The sequence below is a fragment of the Paraburkholderia dinghuensis genome, assembly GCF_003837865.1.
In the GTDB taxonomy this organism is placed as follows: domain Bacteria; phylum Pseudomonadota; class Gammaproteobacteria; order Burkholderiales; family Burkholderiaceae; genus Paraburkholderia; species Paraburkholderia dinghuensis.
In genome coordinates this window covers 188,911-212,500 of sequence record NZ_RQIS01000002.1, presented here as the reverse complement: position 1 = coordinate 212,500, position 23,590 = coordinate 188,911, and the positions used below count along the sequence as shown (strand labels likewise).

Here is a 23,590-nt window from a genome sequence, read left to right as displayed (position 1 = left end):
TAGTGGACGGCGCGCCAGAGTGGCGTGCCGTCGTTCACACCGTCGCGCGTTACTGTGACTTGGTCGCCCCAACTTCGCGGTCCCATTTCTGGAAAGCGGCGACCATCGCCTGCGCGGAAAGCGGCACGACGTGCGGATAGGCCGCCAGCCACTTTGCGTACTCGGGACGGCCATACTTTGCGATCACGTCCTGGCTAGCCTGCGGCGCCATGGTCAACGTCACGCCCGCCACGGCCGGCCCCGGATAGAAGTAGCCGTCGTCGTAGGTCATGGCCTGTTGCTGCGGTTCGAGCATGAAGTTCATCAGCTTGAGCAGCACGGCGAGTTTCTCTTTGGAAACACCCTTCGGGACCACCATGAACTGGGCGTCGTTTACCCAGGTCATGTTGTCGAACGACTGCACCTTGAAGTCGGCGGGCACGATGCCGAGTGCACGTGGATTGATGTCCCAACCCGTCACAGTGACGGTCATGTCGCGCGAGCCTTCGCCGAGTTCCTTCATCACCGCCGAGGTGCCGCCCGGGTAGTAAGGCACGCACGCGTTCAGCTCCTTAAGGAATGCCCAGGTCTTGTCCCAGCCGTTGATCGGGTCTTGCGGATTCTTGTCGCCGAGCAGGTACGGCAATCCCATCAGGAACGTGCGACCCGGGCCCGAATTGGCGGGACGCGCATAGATCAGCTTGCCCGGATTCGCCTTGCACCACGAGAGCAGTTGCTCGGGCGTATGCGGCGGATTCGGTACCTTGGCCGGGTTGTATTCGACCAGCGGACCCGCCGGCATATAGGCCACTTCGAGTCCATAGCCTTGCGCCAGCTCCTGCATCTTGCGCGGACCCGGCGCGTAGTGATCGAGCACGCCCGGCAGCGCGGCAGAGTTGTCAGGCAGCAACTTGACCCACAGGTTCTGCTCGATGCCGGCCGAGAGCGCGTCGGTGCCGGTCAGCACGAGGTCGATGTCAGCACGGCCCGCGGCCTGCATCGCCTTGATCTTGCCAGGCAGCTGCGGTGCGGGCGCGTTGGTGTAGGTGATGTTGGAGACGAGGTTCGGGTACTTCGCCTTGAACGCCTCGAAGCCCTTCTGCGTCAGTTGCAGATTGCCCGCGACGTCCACGATATTCAGAGAAACCGGATCGGCATGCACCGCGCTCACGCCGAGCGTCGCAGCAGCCGCCACACACAGGGCCAGGAGTCTGGCCGGCAAGCGTCCTTTGAACATCGCATCTCCTCGCATCTGATCTGGTTATGGAACAGGTTCTTGTGACCCGCTGGCCGGTTTCCTGCTCACCCGCTTACCGTTCCCCGGCCGCAAAAGCAGGATGCCGAACCCCACGATAAGTTGTCAAGCAACATTGGGCGTTTGATGTGCGGCACGCAAGCGCTTCGGCGGCGGCTGGGCCGGCTGTTCACGCCCGCCGGCCCGGCCACACCCTGTGTTGTCTTATCAGTTGCGCACCAGCTCACCGTCGCGCAGACGCCACAGCGCGAGCGGATTGTCATCCTGCAGCGCGGGCGGCAGCAGGTCGGCCGGCAGATCCTGATAGCAGACCGGGCGCAGGAAGCGCTCGATCGCCATCGCACCCACCGAGGTCGTGCGCGCATCCGATGTCGCCGGAAACGGCCCGCCGTGGACCATCGCGTAAGACACCTCGACCCCCGTCGGAAAACCGTTCGCGAGAATGCGGCCCGCCTTGCGTTCCAGCACCGGCAGAAGGCGTCGCGCGAGCGCGTGATCACCGCTGTCGATCTGCAGCGTGGCCGTCAACTGGCCTTCCAGATGCTCGGCGACGCGCAGCAACTCCGCCTCGTCGCGGCATGCCACGACGATTGACGTCGGCCCGAAAATTTCATCGCCCAGCGTATGCTGCTCGATGAAGTCCACAGCCGCCGTCTTGAACAGCGCCGGCCGCGCTGCGCAGTGGGCCTCGGATTCAGCGCCCTGCGCCACGCGCTCGACACCGGCAAGCTGTGCACGCGCGCCAACAGCATCGCGATAGCTCGCGGCGATGCCCGCGGTCAGCATGGTCTGCGACGTCTTCTGTTCGAGTGCCGCTGCAGCAACGCTGACGAAGCGGTCCAGATCAGGGCCATCGAAGCCGAGCACGAGGCCCGGATTCGTGCAGAACTGGCCGACGCCCAGCGTCAGCGATTCGACGAAACCCTTCGCCAGCGCTTCGCCGCGCGCAGCCAGTGCCGCCGGCATCACGAACATCGGATTGACACTGCTCATCTCAGCATAGACGGGAATCGGCTCAGGGCGCTGCGCAGCGATGCGCGCGAGTGCGAGGCCGCCGCCGCGCGAGCCCGTGAAGCCCACCGCCTTGATCGCCGGATGCGCGACGAGCGCCTCGCCCACCGCATTGCCGCCACCGAACAGCAGCGAGAACACGCCTGCGGGCAAGCCGACGTCCGCGACGGCGCGCTGGATCGCGCGACCGACCAGCTCGGAGGTGCCCGGATGCGCCGGATGCGCCTTTACGACGACCGGGCAGCCTGCGGCGAGCGCCGAAGCCGTATCGCCGCCCGCGACCGAAAACGCCAGCGGGAAGTTGCTTGCGCCGAACACGGCCACGGGACCGAGGCCGATGCGTTGCGCACGCAGATCGGAGCGCGGCAGCGGCTTGCGCTCGGGCAGCGCCGAATCGAGCACGGCGCCGCACCAGCGGCCGTCGCGCACGAGCGACGCGAAGAGGCGCAACTGACCGACCGTGCGGCCGCGCTCACCTTCGAGACGCGCCTTCGCCAGAGCCGATTCCAGATGCGCGCGCTCGATCAGTTCATCGCCGATTTCGAGGATGCGCTCTGCGATCGCTTCGAGCAGACGCGCCCGCGTTTCGAGCGGCGCGGCGCGGAAGGGATCGAAAGCCTGCGCGGCGAGCGCACAGGCGCGCTCGACATCGGCGGGGCCACCGAGACCGAATGCCGGCTCGATTTCCTTGCCAAGCGCGGGTGCAAACGCGCGCATTTCGCCCTGTGTGCCGCGTACGGCGTCGGCGCCCAACAACATCGTTCCGGATATCTGCATGTTCGCTCCGTGATTACTTTTACGAGTCAGCGGCGCTTACGCGCGCGCCGTCTGCACGAGCGAGTTCTCGAACGCAAGCAGTGCCTTCGCGGCCTGTTCGACGGCCGGCATGTCGGCGTCGGGCGTGCCCGAGAGGAGCGGCAGAATCGGACCCATGTCGGCGATGCCGGACAGGGTCACTGCATCGTGCAGCACGCGGATCAGCGAAATGTTGTCGCGCAGCGTTTCGAGCGGCATGAACGCGTCGTAAAGGCGCTGCGCCTCTTCTGCGCGGCCAGCTTTGGCTGCGGAGAGAAGCGCCATCACCGCCTTCGCCGCGATGCAGCCCGAACCCGTCGTCCAGGCAGCGAGACCGAAATCGCGCACGTGGACGAGCGCCGGGCGCTCACCCATGCCCGAGACGACCTTCGACGCCGGCACGCTCTGAAGGAGGCGGCGCAGATAGGGGTCGTTCGCCGGGTCCTGGCGCACGATCGCGTACTTCACGGCGATGAGCGTGCCGCGATCGACGAGACGCGCGAGCGTATCGACGTCCACATATCCTTCGCTCTTGATATAGAGCGTGAGCGGAATGCCTGCGGTCTCGGAGATGCGCGTCAGACCGGCCTCCACACCTGCCGGCGTGGTGAAACCGCCGAGCGGCAGCACCATCGCGGTCTTGTATGACGTCTGCGCAAGAATGCGCGCCTGGTCCTGCATCTTGCCGAAGTCCGGCCCGATCGCGGGAATCACGCGGGTATCGGGACCCGCCAGGTCGGCGAGCATATCAAGCAACTCGCGGTATTCGCTGACGGCCACGTGGTAGAGGTTGGCATTGCCGCCATAGAGCAGCGTGCGGATGCCACCCGCTTCCATGTGACGGATCAGCCGGCGGTTTTCTTCGACGTCGAGAGAAAGATCGGAGCGGCGTGCCAGCGGCGGCACAGCCATCACCGTCGACGCAAATTCGCTGACGGCAATCGGGGACACGTTCATGAGGTCTCGTGCGGGAAAGAGGGTTGTCAATAAACCGCACAGTAGCATTCGCCCAGATTGTTGTCAAACAACTTTGGTATTTGTTATGGTTTGTCAGGTAAATGCCTGGCGGATGCCCGCCCGGCAGTCACGCGACGTGCGTGCGCACGCATTGCTCAGACAAATAAGTCGAATCAAGAAGGCGGAGGCCCGCCTCCTTCCAGTCGTGCCACTTTGGCTGCCTGTTGAGCAAAACGTGCTCGCCCACTAGCGCCGTTCAATCGGGATGACAAACTGCCCCGGCGAATCGACTGGTGCTGCACTATTTGAACGTGTCGGCGGCGGCCTTGCACACGGCGGCATCCTGATCCCCGGTGCCGCCGCTGCAACCGATCGCGCCAACGAGCTTCCCGCCTTGCACTAGCGGAAAGCCTCCCGGCGACGCCACCATATCCGGGCCGAACGTACCCACGTAGGTCTGTCCGCTCGCGAACTGATTGAAGAAGACCCGGGTTTCGCGACGGAACTGCGCCGACGTGCGCGCCTTCTTTTGCGATATCGCAATCGACGCAAGTTGCGCCCCGTCCATGCGCTCGAACGCAACGAGATCGCCATGCGTATCGACGACCGCGATGTTCATTTTCCAGTCGCGCTTCTTCGCCTCCGCTTCCGCAGCAGCGATCAGCTGTTTCGCTGCGTCGACGCCAATTGGCGTGCCGTAAGGGATATCGAAGGGCATCTTCTCGGGCGTGCCGCCCGCGGACGGCTGTGACGCAGGCGTCTGCGCTTCGGCGATCGTTGCCACGGTGATGCATGCTGCAAACGCTATCTGGACGATGTATCGCATTGCACTACCCTCCGATTCCTGGACGTGAAAAGTACGCTGAGACCATCTGACACTTTGAGGCCGTTGATCAACAACGTAGTGCTTCGAATGACGTCAGGCAAGAGAGATTTGGTGTCTAAAGACACATGCTTGAAGAAGCGCTCGCGTTAAAGCCGTCCGGCGCGGCAATGCGCATAGAAGGAATCGTCGCTTGCGCAACGAATGCCGCGGTGCCTGCAGTCGCCAATCCGGCGAGCAGTTGAAACGGCAGCGCCTTCCCCGACGTCTTCAGATGCCACTTGCGACGAGGTCAGCCGAGGGAAGAAAAACTCACGCGACAGATATCGCATCGCTTTGCAGTGGGTTGACTCAAAAACTACACGACAGAAAGAATCGTTATTTATTTGAAAGAAAAAGCACGCACGGAACGTTTGCGCCGAATTGCGACAAATACTCATGGCCGCTCTGATTGAATCCGATTACGCGATTGTGCAATGCCCGAATGCGCACCGTCGCCCGACCGGTACGTCACGCCGATACGCAAGCAATCAGTAACGTTTGGACACATATCGTTGCGCATTTGAAGGTCGCTGACGCACACAATACGATCATTGGAGAAACACAATGATCAAACTCTTCTGTGCAATGGCACTGGCCGCTGGCCTTGCGGGTTGCGTGATCGCGCCGCCGTACGCCTATGCACCTGCACCTGCGTATGGATATGCGCCGGGGTACTACTACGCTGCGCCGTCTGTCGCTGTCGGTGTCGGATTCGGTGGGTATGGCCACGGGTGGCACCATTAAACGCGCTTTGCCTTCCGCATTTTCCCTGTGGTTTTAAAAGGGTTTGCCGCTAACACGGCAACCCGCGGCGCGCCCTATCCGTTCTGATAGCTACACCCCGCTTTCGAAATGACTACAGTGGTACACATGCAGTGCACCGTATATAGCTGGGCCGGCGCCACGGGGGCACCTATGACACTCATCGATCAGGAAATAGCGCACATCGCACGCGTGATGATGCCGTCGATGCAGACAGCCAGTGGCATCCCGATCCTGCCCCCAGCCTACTGGCATAAGCGTCTTTTGAATCTGCTGGACCGCGCGTGTCTTTCGCGATCACAGTTCTACGCTGTCGACCGGTTAATGATCCAGATCGAATATGTCCTGGCCAGCGCGATAACGGCCAGGGTGTACACCGCTGCCTGAAACGTAGCGGCCTTTCCAGCGAAGGCCGTACGCGCGAAGTGTTTTCCTGCCATGTCACCCGAGCATGGATCGGCCCGCAACCTCGCGGGCCTTCTTTTTCGCCCACGTCTTGCCGCTCGTTCAGATCCAGATATCGTTGTCGGCAGTCCGCTCGTTGATCTCTTCTCCGGTATTGACGACACCGCGCGGTTCGATCAGCAGCAACCTCACTTCGCGCGCTGCGTAGGGTTTGTGCTCCACGCCCTTCGGCACAACCGCCATTTCTCCCGCACGCAGTTCGATCGAACCGTCACGAAAGTCGATGCGCAGTTCGCCTTGCAGCACGATGAAAGTCTCGTCCGTATCGGCGTGGCGATGCCAGACGAAGTCGCCCTCGAGCTTCACGACCTTGAACTGGTAGTCGTTCATCTCGGCGACCACACGCGGCTGCCAGTGCGCGTCAATGCGTGCAATCTTGTCCAGCAGGTTGATCGTCATGCGCTGCCCGCGCGACGCGGTCGCCTGCCCAGCTTTGTCGGTCATTTCCGGCTCCTTGTGGATCGATCGTTTGAGCCGAGACTACGCCTGCCGTAACACGCTGTCCTGAACGATCGTGCGCCGCCATCGAGCGCCGGCAAAACCGGTTCGGCGCTTCGCAATGAAAAGATCATTTAAGACCCTGCGACGGCCGATTTAACCGGCGCTATTGATCAACGCGCCTGGCGAGTGGTCCGCGCCGGTTGATCTGCGTTAACGCAGATCAACCGGCAACGCAGCGGCGGATTGTGCGCACCGCTGCGGCTTGCGCGTTTCGTCTCGCCGGGAATGCGTTCAAGAATTTCCCCGACATCGTCCTCGCGTAATAGCGTGTCGAACAGTTCGCAAAGATAGGGGACGCAACACCGCTGGGCATGTGAGCAAGAGACATTTGCTGGAAAACTGCTGGAATAGATCCTCAACGGGGGATGTATACGCACATGAAGCGAGCCAAAACAGCGAACCGTGCTCGCGTCGTCCGATCGGCCCGCCCTCTCAGGAGCTAACCATGCGTATCCGTAATGCAGTGTCCGCCGCCCACATCGCACTCGCCTCGGCAGGCTTCGCGTCTGCCGCGTCGGCGCAAGGTTTGTCCCGCGCCGAGGTGCGCCAGCAACTGGTCGTAGCCGAAGCCGATGCGTCGCGTCTCGTCGGCAACGCGTCCTGGCCCGACGTCAGCCGGACAAATCAACAGCAAATCGCGCAAGCAAAACCGGCGGACGGTTATGGCCCCGCCCTGGCAGCTTCAATCGCAGCGCGCAGCGACTTCGCCCAGACCGCCCGTCGCACGGCACAGGATAACTGAGCCGACCCCGTCAACCTCTGCACGATCCACCCCGGCAACTGAGTACAAACGATTTCGCTGTACCCGATGCCATCCATTATCTAAGGAGTCCATATCATGAACAAACTCGTTGCCTTCACGCTCGCACTTAGCACGATCGCCGCTCCCGCGCTGTCTTTCGCGCAATCAAACGCGGCACCCATCACCCGCGCCCAGGTGCGCGCCGAACTGATTCAACTCGAAGAGGCGGGCTACAACATCGCCGGCGGAGAAGACGCGAACTATCCAACCGACATTCAGGCGGCGGAAGCGAAGGTCGCTGCTCACACCGGCGCACAAGAGGCCGCCAGTGCGGTTGGCGGCGTCGCGCCGGGTAGTTCGTCGGAATCGGGCGCACCGATGCGCGGACCGCGCGTTACTGGGTCGCAGTGTGTCGGTCCGGAGAGCTTCTGCAACCTGTATTTCGGCAACTGAAGCAATGTCCGGCCTTGCGCCGGTATCAGGCCAGCCGATCGTTCAGGCACGCCGCCCCGCCTTTCGGGGCGGTCGTCCTGATCTCGGCGCACGGGACGAGCAACGCTACAGCTCCCCGGCTTGCCGGTTGTTCTTCCGCTACGCCTGCGCCCCAGAAATCGTAAAGACGGCCACCGCTTCGCGCAGGCCCGTCGCGCCGCCCGCCAGCGTTTGCGCCGCACCGGCCACTTGCTCCACCAGTGAGGCGTTCCGCTGCGTAGCCTTGTCCATCTCAGCGACGGCGCGATTGACCTGTTCGATATCGGTCTTCTGTGCGCCGGACGCAAGCGCGATCTTGTTCATGAAGCCATTCAATTCGTGTACCGATCGAACCAGCTCCTCTATCGTCCCGCCCGCGTCAGCGACAAACTTCGAGCCGGCTTCCACGTGACGCGCCGATTCGCCGATCAACGCCCTGACCTCTTTGGCCGCGTCCGCACTACGCTGGGCCAGCGTGCGCACTTCGCTCGCCACGACCGCGAAACCGCGCCCTTGCGCACCCGCACGCGCCGCTTCAACGGCCGCGTTGAGCGCCAGAATGTTGGTCTGGAACGCAATGCCCTCTATCACGCCGATGATGTCCGCCACGCGCGCCGAACTGCCCGCAATATCGGCCATCGTGGTCACGACGCGCCCGACGACCTGTCCGCCCTGTACTGCGGCCTGCGAAGCAGCATCGGCTATGACGTGGGCCTGCATGGCGTCGTCGGAATTCTGCGCGACCGTCGAAGTCAGTTCTGCCATGCTCGCGGCCGCCTGTTGAAGCGCCGCCGCTTGCTCCTCCGTGCGCTGGGAGAGATCGATGTTGCCGCCGGCGATCTCGCCCGCGCGCACCGCAATGGTTTCCGCCGATGCTTTAATCTGCGCGACGATCGACATCAGTTGCACACGCATCGATTCGAGCGAAGCCATCAGGCTGTGCCGGTCGCCCGCGCGTAACTTCGCCGACGCGGCGAGATTCCCGGCGGCGATTTCTCCCGCGAGGCGCTGTGCCTCGGCGGGATCCGCCCCAAGCTGCCGCAGAATGCTGCGCGTGATGAGGACCGCCGCCGCGATGCCGAGCAGCAACGCAGCCACCACCGCCACAACCGTGACGACGGCGAATCGCGACCACGTCGTCGCGGCGTCTTTCGCGGCCACTTGCGCACGGCCCTGTTCGAGCGTGAGCAACGCGTCGAGCGTCGCGAGCCACTCAACCTGCTTCGGGCGAACCTCGTTGATCAGCACCTTCAACGCCGCGTCCTGATCGTTTGCGAGCGCCCAGTTGATCGCCTCTTTCTCGACTAGCGGCAACGTCTCTGCCTCTTCTCGCTTGAGCGTCTCGAAGAGACGACGCTCTTCGTCGTTGGTCAGCGGCGAAGCGTCCAGCAGACGCCCCAACGCCTGATAGTTCTCCGCGTAGGCCGCTTCGAGCGCCTTGATGGCCGCCTGCTCGCCGGCCACGTCGCTCTCCTTCGTCATCACGGCCATATTGCGTATCGCAATGGCGATGCCACTGACCGCGCCGCGCAAGTTGGTCGCGCGGGTGATTTTCGCGTCGTGCACGAGCACGACTTCATCGAGCCGCCCACGCATGTTCGCCATGCCGGCCATGCCGGCGACGGAAAAGATAACGAGCAGCGCCAGCGCGATGCCAAAACCCAGTGCAAGCCGGGCGGTAACGGTGGTTTGAGCCATGTTGATATGGATAGCAGGAGCATCGAACCCGAGCGCGATGCTTCACGGCCTGTGACGGCCTGCGCGACTGGGTGAACGTGTGAATTACGCGGGAAACCCGGTGAGATTCAGTGCCCGTGACGAGTGCGGGCGTGGACGACTCTGCTCGTTGTCGTCGGTATAACGGAATGCCTGCTTATTACGCCGGTTCTCATCATTGCCCCCGAGTGTTCGAAGACGGCGCCTTTTCACGCGATGCCGCGCCGCCGCAATTATTGTTCTTCCGGGCCATCGTAGTGCAGACGCAGCAGTGAAAATAACTGTTTTTTTTATATTTTCAGGTTTATTAGCCAGAAAGGCTGTCTCGTGCTCCACTTCGACGCGGCCTTGCGCGCTAGAATCTGGCGAAAGCACTGCCTGCGAGGTTGTTTTCTTGACCGGGTTTCAACAGGGTTTCATTCTCACCCGCCATTGGCGCGACACGCCTACCCACACCGAAGTGGAATTCTGGCTGGCGACCGACGACGGGCCGCGCCAGGTCCGGTTGCGTCCGCAGGAATCGGTCTGTTTTATCGCGAGTGAACAAACGCCACGTGCGCAAGCGGTGTTAAACGCGGAGGCACGGGTAAAGTCGCGCGCGCTCGAATTGACCGATTTTCAGCGACGGCCGGTGCTCGGTGTCTACTGCACCCAGTATCGGCAATTGCTCGGGCTGGTGAAGCGTCTGCGCAAATCCGGCGTCGATGTCTACGAAGCAGACGTGTTCCCGCCCGATCGCTACATGATGGAGCGTTTCATCACGGCGCCGGTTTCGTTCAGAGGCGAACCCGATGAAACCGGTCTGCTACGCAATGGCGAAATGAAGCCCGACCGTGACTATCGTCCTTCGCTGCGACTCGTGTCCCTCGACATCGAAACGAGTGCGGGCGGCGAGTTGTATTCGATCGCGCTCGAAGGCTGTGGTGAGCGGCAGGTCTACATGCTCGGCCCCGCGAATGGCGACGGCCGGCAGATCGACTTTCAACTCGAATACTGTGCGAGTCGCGCCGGGATGCTCGAACGCCTGAACGAGTGGATGGCGCGCCACGATCCGGACGCCATCATAGGCTGGAACCTCGTTCAGTTCGATCTGCGCATTCTGCGCGCGCACGCGGAACAGCTCGGCGTGCCGCTGCGTCTTGGCCGTGGCGGCAGCGAACTCGAATGGCGCGAGCACGGCCAGACGCAAAACCACTTCTTCGCTTCGGTGCCGGGACGGCTCGTCATCGACGGCATTGAAGCACTGCGATCCGCGACATGGAGTTTTCCGTCGTTCAGCCTCGAATACGTCGCGCAGGCATTACTGGGCGAAGGCAAGGCGGTCGACAACCCCTATCAGCGCATGGACGAAATCCAGCGGCGCTTCGACGAGGACAAACCCGCCCTCGCCCGCTACAACCTCAAGGACTGTGAACTCGTTTCACGTATTTTCGAAAAGACCGAACTGCTGTCGTTCCTGCTGGAACGCGCCACGGTGACGGGCTTGCAGGCAGACCGTAGCGGCGGATCGGTCGCGGCGTTCACGCATCTCTATCTGCCGAGAATGCACCGCCTCGGATACGTCGCGCCCAATCTCGGCGATGTCGTCGGCCAGCCGAGCCCCGGCGGCTTCGTCATGGACTCGCGACCCGGCATCTATGATTCGGTGCTCGTGCTCGATTACAAGAGCCTGTACCCATCCATCATCCGCACATTCCTGATCGATCCGGTCGGTCTGATCGAAGGAATGCGCGCGCCCGGCGACGACCAGTCGGTACCCGGCTTCCTCGGCGCCCGGTTTTCCCGCACCGCGCATTGTCTGCCGGCGATCGTTCGTCAGGTCTGGGAGGAACGCGAGAGCGCGAAGCGCCACAACAACAAGCCACTATCCCAGGCGCTGAAGATCATCATGAATTCGTTCTACGGCGTGCTGGGCTCCACCGGCTGCCGGTTCTTCGACCCGCGGCTCGCGTCCTCGATCACGATGCGCGGCCACGAAATCATGCATCGGACACGCGAACTCATCGAGGCACAGGGTTACGACGTGATCTACGGCGATACGGATTCGACTTTCGTCTGGCTCAAGGGTCCGCACGCCGAAGACGATGCGATCGGCAAAGGTCGCGCGCTCGTCGAGCACATCAACGGCTGGTGGAAGCAACACCTGCAGAGCCGCTTCGGCCTCGACAGCGCGCTGGAATTGCAGTACGAAAGGCACTATCGACGTTTTCTCATGCCGACCGTACGCGGCATGGAAGAAGGCAGCAAAAAGCGCTACGCGGGCGTCAGTCTCGCGGCGGACGGACGCGACGAACTCGTCTTCAAGGGACTTGAAACGGTTCGCACCGACTGGACACCGCTTGCGCAGGTATTCCAGCGGGAACTGTACGGTCTCGTCTTCAACCGCCAGCCCTACGCCGACTACATTCGCGATTACGTGCAGCGCACGCTCGCGGGCGAACTGGATGACCAACTCGTCTATCGCAAGCGGCTGCGTCGTCCGCTCAGTGAATACCAGCGCAATGTCGGTCCCCATGTGCGCGCCGCGCGCCGTGCAGACGATTTCAATCGCGAAACGGGACGTCCGCTTCAGTACCAGAACGGCGGGTGGATCAGCTATGTCATGACGTCCGGCGGACCGGAACCGCTGGAAACGCTGCAGTCGCCGATCGACTACGGGTTCTATCTGAGCCGGCAACTGCAGCCCGTGGCGGACGCAATCCTTGCGTTCCTCAACGACGACTTCGAAACCGTGACTTCAGGTCAGGGAAGTCTGTTCCAGACCGGCCCGGCGCACACACCGGATTGAAAAAGGCCGATTGCGATACCAGCACGCAAGCGCCTCATTTTGCCTGTTCCGCGAACACACGCCGTAAAGCGCGGCGACGCTCATCGCCGTCGAAATCGCACTGCGTCCCTACACCTGCGCGTTGAGCAGGTCCTGCAAGGCACGCTTGAGCACGTTCAACTCGTCCGGCAACGGCGCACTCATGTCCCGCTTGATTTCGGCTTCCAGGCGGGCACAATCGGCCGCAAGCGACGCCTGCCCGAACACCGACAGTGCGCCGCGCATGGAGTGAATCTGTGCGAGTGTGCCCGCCACATCGCCCGCAGCCTGAGCCGCATCCATGGCCGACAGCGCATCCGATGTCGATTTCAGGAACACGTCCCACAGCGGCTTCGGTATGGCGCCGCCACGGAACGTCGCCTCATCCGCGCTGGTGAAGCTTGTCAGCTTGACACCCTTGGCCGCAGCGATCGACTCCATCACATCGTTGAGCTGCTGCAGCGAAACCGGCTTGGTCATCACCTGGTCCATGCCGGCGGCTTCGCAACGCTGGTGCTCCTCTTTCGTGGCATGCGCCGTGACAGCGATAATCCGCAAGGCCGGTTTTCGTTTGCGCACGGCCTCGGCCAACTGATAGCCGCTCATGCCGGGCATGTTCAGATCGGTGAGCAGAACGTCCCAGTCATCATCGTCGAGCAGTTCGAGCGCCTGGCGGCCGTTCGGTGCGGCCGAGACCTCGCAGCCGAGCGTCGTGAGTTGCTCGGTCAGCAGCATCCGGTTCGCCGCGTTGTCCTCGGCCACCAGCACCTTGAGACCACGCGTGAGCGCCGACGTGTACGTGCGAGGCAAGCCGCTCGCCGCTGCCAGCGACGTGGGCAAGGGTTCGCCCAGCAAGGTCGCGCGCATACTCGCCTCAAGCCCGGTCAAGCTCAGGCACGACACGCTCACGATCTTTCCCGTGCGAACGGCAACGGCCGGACCGTCCGGATAACCATCGACGACGTAGGGCGCGCTCTCGACGAGTCGATTTTCGTCGTCGGGCCGCCATTGCTCGCGCGTGCCCCAGATCACCAGCACGGCGGCGGATTCGAGGTCTGCCTCCGTGATGGCCGCCGGATGCCGGTACACGCTCACCTGCGCGCCCCACCGTTCGAGATGCCCAACGGCAAAATCGCACCACTCCAGCGCCGAACTCAGAAACAGTACGCGCGCCCCGTCGGTTATGCGAGCGTCGCTGCGCACCGGGATGCCATCGCCGAGCGGCAACTGCACCGTGAAGCGGCTGCCGACGTGGAGCGTGCTCGACACACCGATGCGCCCCTGCAAAGCGCGAACGATCCGCTGGCACAACGCGAGCCCAAGCCCCGTGCCGCCAAAGCGCCGGTTGATCGAGACATCGAGCTGCGAAAATGCCTTGAAAAGCTGATCCCGCTGCTGCGGCGAAATGCCGATGCCGGTATCGACGACCGCAAGAATGAGCCGATGGGTGTCGACTGTCGCCGGCTCAATGTTCGCGAACACAGTAACGGCGCCGTGCTCGGTGAATTTGATCGCATTGCTTAGCAGATTGTTGAGGACCTGCGCGACGCGCGTGGGGTCCCCGCGCATCATCTGCGTAGTGGCGACGTCGAGCCGCGCGTAGAGGCTGAGCCCCCGCGCGCTCGCGAGCGGCTCAAAGATTCCCAGCACACGCTCGATCACCTCGAGCACGTTGAACTCGATATGCTCGAGCACCATCTCTCCGGCCTCGATCTTCGAGTAGTCGAGAATGTCACTGACCACGGCGAGCAGACCGTCCGATGCGGTCCGAACCGTCGTGAGACGATCGCGCTGCACGGTCGTCAAGGGCGAGTTCGCGAGCAGTTCGAGGTTACCGAGGATCGCATTGAGCGGCGTGCGGATTTCGTGGCTCATGGCGGCAAGAAAAGCCGACTTGGCCTGATTTGCAGAGTCCGCTGCCACCATGGCCGCTTTGAGTTCGCGCTGCAGGCGCCGCGTCTGCGTTACGTCTATGAAGACCGCCACCAGCACGTCGATGCCGTTAAAACGCCCCTGCGAGGCACTGCACGCGAATTCGATCTCGCCGCCATCGCGCGTGGGAAAGATCAAGTCCTGACGCAGCACGCCGGCCGGCGCGCCTGCCGGATGATCGTGCTCGAACGTGTCGTAACTGCGCAATAATGCATCCGCGAGTGCCTTCGACTCCCCTACGACACGCGACCCCATTTCCTGTATGTACGGGCTGTTCAGCAGCCACTCACCGGTCTCACGCGATATCAGCGCAAGCCCGACGGGCACCGTATGAACCACTGTGCGACTCAGATGCTCGCTTTCGAATACGCGCGCGGCGTATTTGAGCAAGGGCGCGAAGATGCGGCTGCGAAACACCAGCAGCAGCGTCCACACGACAGCGAGCATCACCGCCGTCGCCGCCGCAGCCGTGCCGACCTGGGGCGCGATCGCAGCCACGATATCGCTCCACGAAAACGCGCTAATGAGCGTCCAGTCCGTACCGGGAATCGGCTCTTTCATCACGAAATAGCCGTTGCCATAGCTCACATCGCCGCTGAAAAACAACGGGCGCCGCACTTGCTGCCCAAAGGCCACTTGCGTGAGGCGACGATCGTCAGCGCCGATCCCTACGCTCGCGATGACACGCCCGTCGGCGCTGACGATCTGGTAGGTGTCGTTCCCGCGATCGGTCAGCAAGCGCAGAAAGGTCTGCGGATCGTATTCGATCACGATCGCCGCAAAAGGCTGGCCCTCGCTCACCGCCTCTGCTACGAGACGCAAGCGCTTCTGACCGGAAAGCGGATCAGTGAACGGCGGCAGCCAGTGCACCACGGGACGAAAGTCAGGCGGACGACGCTGCTCCTGCGGCGCCAGCTTCGCGAAGTCGATCTTCAGCGCCTCGATGATTTCGGTCACGCGAGGAGGTGCCTTCGATTTCATGATCGACGCCGGCATGATGATCAGTTCCTCGTCCGGGGTGTAGATGTAGCCGGCGAACTCCAGGTTGGTGGCGGACGTCGCCGACGCGTTACTCAACGCGAATTGACGCGCAAGCGAGAGATACTGCCGCACGAGAGACTCATTGGCGACGGCACGCTCTGACGCCGCGAAATACACCCCGCCCCCCAGACCCGGCCCTTCGATGAAGAGCTGGTTGCCGTTGCGCCGAAACGCGTCATAGACGGTGAGATCGGCTTTCGGCATCGTCGGCCAGTAAAGCTCAAAAAAGCTGACCGTGCGACGCAGTGACGTTTGGGCTGCGCGCACCACGGTCACGACCTGGCCGCGATCGTCCACGAGGTTCTGGCGTTGCTCCGCCGCAAACTGGCGCAACGCGTAGACGCATGTGACTGCAAACGTCAGGAACGCCACGAACGTGATCACGACGCCGCCGCCCAGCAGTAGCAAGTCCTGATAACGCCGCAGACGCCCCAATGGCGTGGACGGCATGCTCTTCTTCCCCATTTCCTCGTGGATCGACGGACGCGATTTTAAGCAGTTACGGGATAGTGAAGCTCATCAATCAGACGTGTCCTATACATTTTCATGATAATCAGGACATGTCCTAATCCACAACGGAATCCAGCCGCTTAAAGTCGCATGCGCATCACGACAGCACGGCGACTGATTGCTCCGGGGGACAGAGCAGACCAATAGCCATCGTGGTGTACTGTCGGCGTCGATTTCATGCCATCGACGTCCGGGCGCTTCAACATTCAGGGACGCTCGCAATCAAGCTGACCACAATACGCAGGTAGCCACGACACGCTGAAACGTCTAAGTGCCAGCCCGTCTGATCGACGTCGGCACGCACTGGACGCATGTTCTAGTCGCCATCCGCCACCGTCGCGCCACTCCGAAATCCAGAAACCGCGCGATTTATCAGGTAACAAGGAAATCAGCGAGGCCAGTTCGCCCATAGAATCGGCGCGAGTGGCGTCGCATCAAGATTCTGCGGCCAGGCGGCCGAGACACGTGAAGGCTGCGGCTCCTCGCACTCCATAACAGACTGTGCATCTTTCACTTAATAGAACGCGAAGATCAGACACCATCGCGCTTTCCGTTCCCATTCATGCCCGGGCACGGAAATTGTGAATATGTCTTGTAGAACGACAATTTTGATAGGTTAATTAACGTTAAATGCCCTTGCTTGTCGTGATTTCGATTGGGGCAAACGCTATACTTGTCTCAATATGATTATGCGGAATGCCCATAGAAGGACCTGCAATGCAAATCAACGTCGTACTTGCTGACGACCACCCCGCTCTCGTCGCTGGTGTGAAGTACGCGCTTGATTCCGTCAGCACGATCAAGGTTACCGGCACAGCGCAGAATTCAAGCGAAATCGTTTCGTTGCTCGAAACGGTTCCGTGCGATGTCCTCGTGACCGACTACGCCATGCCGAATGGCGCCTTTGGTGACGGCATCGGCCTGTTCTCCTATCTGCGCCGGCGATACCCCGATCTGAAAATCGTCGTATTCACGACCGTCGACAACCCGGCCATCGTGCGGGAAGTCGCGCGGCTCGGCGTGCATTCGTACATCAACAAGGCCGACAATCTCGACCGGCTGATCTCCGCGATTCACGCCGTGTATGCGCACGCGCTCTACTACCCGAATGAAGGCATGCGTCAGCACCAGCCGGCGAAGCCCTCGAGCGGCACCACGGGCGAACGCACAGAATTGTCGAAGCGCGAAGTCGAAGTGATCAGGCTGTATGTCTCGGGCATGTCGATCGGCGAAATTGCGAAGAAGCTCAATCGCAGCAAGCAGACCATCAGTTCCCAAAAGGTCACGGCCATGCGCAAGCTTGGCATCGTTCGCGATGCCGAACTGTTTCGTTATGCGTGGGAAACGGGACTCGGCGGAACGGGAAGCGCCCCGGCGTCGGATGAACACGCGACTGGCGACGTGAGCTGACCAATCCGCAACCGCCTGCGCTCATCAACACACGTGGTTATCACTTCATTGGCGATTGAATCGCCGGTTGTTTCCAACGCGCAGGACGCGTGTCCCGCGCGCCCGATTTCGGTCACGTGCCGTATTTCTACGTGCGAGTCTGCGGCGTCCGGGCGATCTTTATCAACCGTTCGCATGGCGAATTAACACGAGCTGCCTGAAGCAAGCGACATCTTCAAGCTCACGCGTCCAGCGATCGATGCACGAGGACGTGCGGCCCTCGCAGACGGAGACCCGGGCACGCTCCTTTTTCTTCCTACTGCATCGCCAGTTCCGCCTGCTCGACCCTCTCCTTTTCGTCGTATCCGCAAATCTGGGCGCGGCCGTTTTGTTTGGCACGATACATCCGCTGGTCGGCAATCTCGAGCAGTGACTTCCAGTCGCTGGCCTTGTCGACCGTTAGCTCGGCGACGCCAATGCTGGCCGTTACCGGAGTATTACGGGGCGTCACGCCAAAACCGGCTTTGAGCAGTCGCACCAGTGCGGCTTGCGCATGCATCACACTGGTGTCGGGCATGATCACAAGAAACTCCTCACCGCCCCAGCGCACCAGTACATCACTACGACGCAGGTGGCGGGAAACGATGCGGGCCATGTTGACGAGTACCGTGTCGCCCGCTTCGTGACCGTACTGATCGTTGATGCTCTTGAAATGGTCGAGATCGAGGAACGCAACGGCGAGCTTTGCGCCGCTGCGAGAGGCGATGCTGAACTGCAGCTCCAGCACTTCCTCGCCACCGCTGCGCGAAAAAACGCCCGTTAGTGCATCCCGGACTGCCTGCCGTACCAGCCCGATCATGAACCCCAACTGGCTCATACCTGCCAGAACCGACACACCGGAGATCAACACGAGCAACCAGAATTCGCCTGCCATCGATGGCCAGTCCATACCGGTCCAGCGAAACACCGCTGCGATAATCTGGGCAATCAGAATTGGTGCGGAAAAACACATGGTTTCGACCAGTGTGAGGGGGAAAATGGACAGCCCTGCCAGCAGAACAAAAGGCAGGAATGCATAACCGACACTGATCGCCGCTGACAATCCCGTGAGCCGGTAATGGCCGAGAAGCAGATAGGAGGCGACGAAAAAAATTGTTGGAATCGCAAATAACTGCGCCATCGCACGATAAGCGCCGAAAAGGTTCCCATCGTTCGGGCTATACAGCAACAAGCTCGCGAACGCCGCGCTGGCAACCAGTCGTATCAACGCCAGGTTGAACCAGAGATTGAAAGGAAAGACGATCAGATCGACGCCGCTCCACATTGCCGTGAGCACGGCAAACAGAAAAGCAAGCAAGCGAACGCGATTGACGATCGTGCTTGCCCGTCGCCGCGTCAGGAAACCCAGATGGCGATAAGGCGACACCAACCAGTTGTATTCGTTGTATTCCAGTTCACCCGGAATGAGGTCGGCCAGACGTACCATACGATTTTTCAAATGCTGTAGATGGCTATCGTTAAAGAGCTTGCGTTTCGGTGCGGACGTCCGATGCTGCAATCACGGCTTCGATTGCCCCAATCAAATGCGCCTCTCCCGCGCTGGAGCCGACGGCTGTCACATCCCACCGTAAGCTCTCGTCCCTGCACCGCGATTGACAATCCGTATTACACAGCTCCGAACATGATCGATTCGATCAACCGCCGCCGAGCCAGGCGATAGTCCGCACTGCATAGCCCATGCCGCACCGTAGCCGCGATAAAGTCTCTTTCCAGCGTCGAATCGGCAACATCGCTTGCCCGAACGGACTCCGTTTCAACAAAGAACGCCGTAAGCAAACAATCCTGGCAACTCGAATCCTGCGTGGCCGACGGCGCGCAGGCCGGAACTTGTGCATCGGCGGCAGTCTTGACGATGTCCGCCAGACAGTCAAAAGCAGGCTGGTCTTCGGAGATCAGATACAAGCGCTCCTCCTGGATCAACAGGCGGGCCAGTTTTGCCAAAGGACCATTCGCGTTCGGCGTGGCGCGCAAGCCCGGCTGGCGACCCATCCACGCAACGATCTGATGCGCCGGCATCGGGCGAGCGATCCCGTAACCTTGAGCGGCATCGGCGCCGAGAATCGCGATGGCTTCGAGCAATTCCGTGCCCTCGACCCCTTCGACGATCACTTTTTTATCGAGCGAATGACCCAGTCGAGTCAACTGATAGATAAAGCGCAATACATCGAGAGCATCGGGGCCTTGCAAACTCACGATACTCCGGTCGATCTTGATCCAGTCGAACGGCAACTCACGCAAGCGGTGCAAGCTGCTGTGCCCCGAACCTAGATCGTCTTCGGCCAGGTTGATTCCCAGTGCCTTGAATTTCGCCAATTCTTTTGATCCGTCCACGCCGGACAGAAGCGCATCCGTTTCCAGCATTTCCAGCGTCAACTTGCCTGGATCGCATCCGAATTGACTCATGGCCTGCTGCGTGGCTTCGAGATAGCGGATGTCGCTCAATGCACTGGGCGGCAGATTGACGGACACCCCGAGGTCGATTCCGCTGCGCAGCCAGAGCTGTCTGTGCGACAGTGCCTGCCCAAGCCCCCGCACATACAGTTCGAGAAAATCATCCGAGGAGAGTGCCGGAAAGAACTCGGCGGGCGACAAAAGCCGATCGCCGTCCTTCAGGCGGGCAAGTGCTTCGACTTTGGTGACCCGACCTGTTTTGAGGTCCAGCAGCGGCTGATAATGCATTTGCAGCGCGTCCGATCTGAGCAACGTCGTCCAGTTTTTCCGCATCGCAAATGGCACGGTCCGGCTTCGCCTTTCGAGATTTTCAAATCGCGCAACGGCGAACGCCAAAAGCGTCTGCAAAAGTTCGATAAACGCCCGCTGTTCATCGCCTGCATATCCGCCTGGAAGGGCACTGTACAAAATCAGAACGGCCATCGGCGGACAGCCCGGCTGACTCAGCGGAATCGCGACGACAGAGCGAAGACCTTCACTCAACGCGACGTCTTTCCAAAGCGCTCCTTGAGGGTCCGTCCGAAAATTGCGGAGGTGTTCCGGCCTCCCGCTACGCCAGGCCCGGCCAATCGAACCTTGACCGCGCGGACTGTCGTCCGTCGTCGTAATCTGCAGTTCTTCGGAACGCTCAAGATCGGCTAGAAATCTCGCGATGTTCTTCGAGGCAGCCTCGAACCGGAAGACGCCCCGACTGTCCGGCCGCCCCACCGCGCAGCCCGCCACTTCATCGTGCGTACTGAGAATCTCGACAACGTTATCGATCAGGTCGGTGTAGCTGTCTGTTTCCCACGCGAGTCTGGTGATGCGCACCAACACATCCTGTCGCGCGTTCTGCAGGCTTTGCGCGGCCTCTGCCTGCCAGGCCAGGTCGCGGGTGAGCCTTCGCGCGAGGACGCCCACTGCTTCCCCGTGCGCGGTCGCATCCACGTATCTGTGAATGGCCTCGAACAATAATTCGCGAATACGGATCAGGTCTTCCTGGTCTATCCCCATCACGGCGTGGACGCGTCCGGCCCGCAGCGCCATCGCCCGGTGGCCTGTTGCGCTCAGATCCGGTGCGGCAAGGGCGCTCAGATACTCGGTCTGTTGCGACTTGAGATGATCGAGTTCCGGCGTTGAGAGCGCATGCACAATGTGCTTCGATCCCGACAACCGGACCAGATGGTCGTAAAAGCTGTTCCCGATATCAGCAGCGTGATACCGCATTGCCTCGCTTAAAGAGGCGAGCGCCGCTGCCCACGTCGGACCGTAAAGCTGCGCCGCTTCATGCGGCGGGTCACCGCCGCGAACAGGAGCGAAAACGCGGTTTAGCATCGCCACGCTCCCTCCCGAATCAGGCCCATGGGTACGTTCGCGCGCGGGAAAAACCGCAATGCAAGACCCGTTCGGCCTCGATCGACGAAAGTGACAAATTTCTGGAATAGGTGCACGTTACCCGGAGCATCGAGATTACCGACGTTATCCCCATTCGTCGCCGGTTCTATCGATGGCATCGCCACCAGGAGCAACAAGAGCTTTTGCGCAGACGACAGCTTCATGGTTCTTTTAGTATTTGGATCGGAAACGCGGCGCACTTGAGTGAACGTCAAGTGCGGCCAAAATCTCGCGAACTCCAGCCTGAAACCGGCGAAGTGGCAGCACCATTTGACGTTTCAGCAACCTGAAATTCATGCTGCTGACATACGCATAAGATAACACCCGCCTTCCTACTTCCTTGAGCGGCAAATATTCCCTGCGACAATCCATCGCAATAATTCTCAGCTTATCGCATGCGCCCTCAGTTATTGCCATAAATCAATAAAATAGATCGGCAAACGATGTCATCCGGGAAATTTTGCTGATCGTGTCCCACCCTGGACGCTCAGGTTGCATGCTCACGCCGGCGCACGCTTGCGATGTTCGCTCAGACCTCTAGCGCGCCTCCGCTGCATCCGCCAGAACGTCTGTAGAGTCTGTCGAGTTCAACACGTCGGCATAGGTCTTCATGACGTCGCGCCAGCTAACGATTCCCACCGGCCTGAATTCACTGTCGACAATCGGAATACACGAGACCTTATGGTCGAGAAACAACTGGACTGCATCGGCGAGACCGGCTTCTGGATGTAGTGTTTTCGGAGCACGGCTCATGACCTGATGCACACGTTTGCTGAGCGTACTTTTATCCCGGTGTGTTTCCACCACGCTGTCGACGAACGGGCTCAACTCGCGCAACAGATCGCGATCGGACACAACGCCCTGCAACTCTCTGCCCTCTACGACGAGCAAGTGATGAAACCCGGTTTCATCGAAGATCTCCCTGACGGTTCCCAGCGTGTCATCGAAGCCTACCGTCACAATTCGCTTCGTCATGAGGTCTTCTACTTTCATCGCACTGCTCCTTCTTTGTCCGCGTCGTTATTGCAGGGCAGATCGTTCGGCGCGTCGCCACGCAGCGTCTGCCAGATGTTTCAGCAAAGGCTTTGCCCGCGTGCCCTGGCTCGACAATCAATCGGTGAATCGTTGTTCACGAGCGAGAGAACTAACGACGCGAGCGTGCCAGCGGCTACTGCCGTGTTTCCCGGACGCAGACTTCATTCATCAATGCGCCTATCGCGAACGAGCGTTTTAATTCCAGCCCCGTTTTATCTGTTCCGCCAGGACTTCCCGACATTTCTGCATGGTGTCCGAGACGCTATATCGGCCACATGCTGCATTTCTTAACCCGTCTGATTTTGTCTGACAAATGAATGTGATCCACGTCGATCAATCCCCGCGTCTGTGAGAGCGTTGCCCGATCGAGCTGCCGAGGTCGTACGCCGCACCGTCTCACATGGCTTTGGGTTTTCAAACGTTTGCCTATCGCCGCTATTGGCCCGAATTAACGGGGGACAGATGTATTTATGTTCTGGCGCGTGACTTTATATCGGCACGATGAACGCCGATCGGGCGGAAAGTCCACCCCGATGTTCGGAGCGTGTCTCACGCCGATTGCAGGCGAGTCAGTGACGCATCGAGCCAGTCAGGAAATCGAATGCGTTACTTTCGCCCCAGATGGTTTAGAGCGCGTGGACGCTCGGCAAGCGGGGTTCGTGATCCACCCGATACATTCCGATCCGCTATTTCTCACTATATATTTCGCATTACCAATCACTTAGAAAAATAGCGAGGCATCGTCATCGTGCATCGATAATTTCCATGGAGTCAACGCCGCGCTTCTCGCTAATGAACAGTGTCTTCGCATGAAGATCGACTCGCCCCGGATCGTTTTCTTGAACTGCAGTGCAGTGCTGGATTGTCCGAGAGAGATTGCCGGCTCCGCACGCTGCGATCGAAAACCGGAATAAACGAATCAGACGCGATCAGCAATATCCATCGGGAACGGAAACCGCGGCACCGCGCCTGAGCCGAAATATATGTCGGTTCGCGAAAATCTCGAGCTTGGCGGGTACCATCTTCCCGACAAGCTACGTGCGAAGCAGCTCTCGTGGTTGTTCGATCTTTTCCCCGTGCTCGACTCCCGCCAGGGCCAAACGGCGCGAACGCTGTCCGGCGGCGAACAACAGATGCTGGCGATCGCACGCGCGCTGATGACCCAGCCAAAGCTCCTGATTCTCGACGAGCCGACGCTCGGGCTCGCGCCCATCATCCTCGAACAATTGTCGAAAGCATTGGAGTCGCTGCAGAAGTCGACGTCAATTACCGTTCTGTTAGGCGAACATAACGTACGGTTCGCACTTCCCCACGCGGACCGTGTCTATGCGCTGGAGCATGCGCGCATTATCTGGGAAGGCAACGCGGCGCGCTTCGAAGCGGAAATGGGAAGGGGCTTTCTGGAGGCCATACCGCCGGACAACCCACACGCGACGGCATGCAGTAAAACAAGTACTGAAAGTCAGCAGTGAC

Annotated in this window: 16 protein-coding genes and 1 pseudogene; 7 read left to right on the top strand and 10 right to left on the bottom strand. The window is 60.7% G+C overall.

Annotated features, from left to right (window positions below):
• Positions 1-49: 49 nt before the first annotated feature.
• The 4 genes from D1Y85_RS03825 to D1Y85_RS03810 form a co-directional block, all read right to left on the bottom strand.
• Entirely contained in the window at positions 50-1,216 is a 1,167-nt protein-coding gene (locus D1Y85_RS03825; RefSeq protein ID WP_124149706.1) for an extracellular solute-binding protein, read from the bottom strand.
• A gap of 225 nt (positions 1,217-1,441) precedes the next feature.
• Entirely contained in the window at positions 1,442-3,022 is a 1,581-nt protein-coding gene (locus D1Y85_RS03820) for an aldehyde dehydrogenase (NADP(+)) (protein WP_124149705.1), read from the bottom strand.
• A 36-nt stretch (positions 3,023-3,058) separates the two neighbouring features.
• Positions 3,059-3,997, bottom strand: a complete 939-nt coding sequence (locus tag D1Y85_RS03815; RefSeq protein WP_124149704.1) for a dihydrodipicolinate synthase family protein — start codon at positions 3,995-3,997, stop codon at positions 3,059-3,061.
• Between the two features lie 301 nt (positions 3,998-4,298).
• Positions 4,299-4,823: a GlcG/HbpS family heme-binding protein gene (locus D1Y85_RS03810; RefSeq protein WP_124149703.1), complete on the bottom strand. Its 525-nt coding sequence runs from the start codon at positions 4,821-4,823 to the stop codon at positions 4,299-4,301.
• A 603-nt stretch (positions 4,824-5,426) separates the two neighbouring features.
• Between D1Y85_RS03810 and D1Y85_RS03805 the strand changes: the two genes are divergently transcribed.
• Together D1Y85_RS03805 and D1Y85_RS03800 are read left to right on the top strand one after the other, a co-directional pair.
• Positions 5,427-5,606, top strand: coding sequence for a hypothetical protein (locus D1Y85_RS03805; protein ID WP_124149702.1), 180 nt, complete (start codon positions 5,427-5,429; stop codon positions 5,604-5,606).
• Between the two features lie 171 nt (positions 5,607-5,777).
• Positions 5,778-6,011 (top strand): hypothetical protein, encoded by a 234-nt coding sequence (locus D1Y85_RS03800; protein ID WP_124149701.1) that lies wholly within the window; start codon positions 5,778-5,780, stop codon positions 6,009-6,011.
• Positions 6,012-6,131: 120 nt separating this feature from the next.
• On the opposite strand, the gene D1Y85_RS03795 is transcribed toward D1Y85_RS03800, so the two are convergent.
• Positions 6,132-6,533, bottom strand: a complete 402-nt coding sequence (locus D1Y85_RS03795) for a cupin domain-containing protein (RefSeq protein ID WP_124149700.1) — start codon at positions 6,531-6,533, stop codon at positions 6,132-6,134.
• A 502-nt stretch (positions 6,534-7,035) separates the two neighbouring features.
• On the opposite strand from D1Y85_RS03795, the gene D1Y85_RS03790 reads away from it, so the two are divergent.
• Positions 7,036-7,332: a DUF4148 domain-containing protein gene (locus D1Y85_RS03790; RefSeq protein ID WP_124149699.1), complete on the top strand. Its 297-nt coding sequence runs from the start codon at positions 7,036-7,038 to the stop codon at positions 7,330-7,332.
• A 96-nt stretch (positions 7,333-7,428) separates the two neighbouring features.
• Positions 7,429-7,785 carry a DUF4148 domain-containing protein gene (locus D1Y85_RS03785; RefSeq protein ID WP_124149698.1) on the top strand — a complete coding sequence of 119 codons (357 nt, stop codon included), beginning with the start codon at positions 7,429-7,431 and terminating at the stop codon, positions 7,783-7,785.
• Between the two features lie 138 nt (positions 7,786-7,923).
• Here D1Y85_RS03785 and D1Y85_RS03780 read toward each other — a convergent pair whose 3' ends face one another.
• The gene (locus D1Y85_RS03780) at positions 7,924-9,501 is read right to left on the bottom strand and encodes a methyl-accepting chemotaxis protein (RefSeq protein ID WP_124149697.1); all 1,578 of its coding nucleotides are present in this window, start codon (positions 9,499-9,501) and stop codon (positions 7,924-7,926) included.
• 412 nt (positions 9,502-9,913) lie between these two features.
• Here D1Y85_RS03780 and D1Y85_RS03775 point away from each other — a divergent pair, with 412 nt between their 5' ends.
• On the top strand, positions 9,914-12,307 hold the full coding sequence (locus D1Y85_RS03775) for a DNA polymerase II (RefSeq protein WP_124149696.1): 2,394 nt from the start codon (positions 9,914-9,916) through the stop codon (positions 12,305-12,307).
• A 108-nt stretch (positions 12,308-12,415) separates the two neighbouring features.
• On the opposite strand, the gene D1Y85_RS03770 is transcribed toward D1Y85_RS03775, so the two are convergent.
• Positions 12,416-15,763, bottom strand: a complete 3,348-nt coding sequence (locus tag D1Y85_RS03770; protein WP_124149695.1) for a hybrid sensor histidine kinase/response regulator — start codon at positions 15,761-15,763, stop codon at positions 12,416-12,418.
• Between the two features lie 762 nt (positions 15,764-16,525).
• Here D1Y85_RS03770 and D1Y85_RS03765 point away from each other — a divergent pair.
• Complete coding sequence (locus D1Y85_RS03765) at positions 16,526-17,218, top strand: response regulator (protein ID WP_124149694.1); 693 nt, start codon at positions 16,526-16,528, stop codon at positions 17,216-17,218.
• A gap of 295 nt (positions 17,219-17,513) precedes the next feature.
• On the opposite strand, the gene D1Y85_RS03760 is transcribed toward D1Y85_RS03765, so the two are convergent.
• From D1Y85_RS03760 to D1Y85_RS03750, 3 genes are all read right to left on the bottom strand, one after another.
• Positions 17,514-18,683 carry a GGDEF domain-containing protein gene (locus tag D1Y85_RS03760; RefSeq protein WP_124149693.1) on the bottom strand — a complete coding sequence of 390 codons (1,170 nt, stop codon included), beginning with the start codon at positions 18,681-18,683 and terminating at the stop codon, positions 17,514-17,516.
• 179 nt (positions 18,684-18,862) lie between these two features.
• Complete coding sequence (locus tag D1Y85_RS03755) at positions 18,863-21,022, bottom strand: EAL domain-containing protein (protein ID WP_124149865.1); 2,160 nt, start codon at positions 21,020-21,022, stop codon at positions 18,863-18,865.
• A 597-nt stretch (positions 21,023-21,619) separates the two neighbouring features.
• The gene (locus D1Y85_RS03750; RefSeq protein ID WP_124149692.1) at positions 21,620-22,075 is read right to left on the bottom strand and encodes a CBS domain-containing protein; all 456 of its coding nucleotides are present in this window, start codon (positions 22,073-22,075) and stop codon (positions 21,620-21,622) included.
• Positions 22,076-23,100: 1,025 nt separating this feature from the next.
• On the opposite strand from D1Y85_RS03750, the pseudogene D1Y85_RS03745 reads away from it, so the two are divergent.
• A pseudogene (locus D1Y85_RS03745) lies at positions 23,101-23,589 on the top strand (ATP-binding cassette domain-containing protein); the annotation flags it as partial.
• Between the last annotated feature and the right edge of the window lies 1 nt (position 23,590).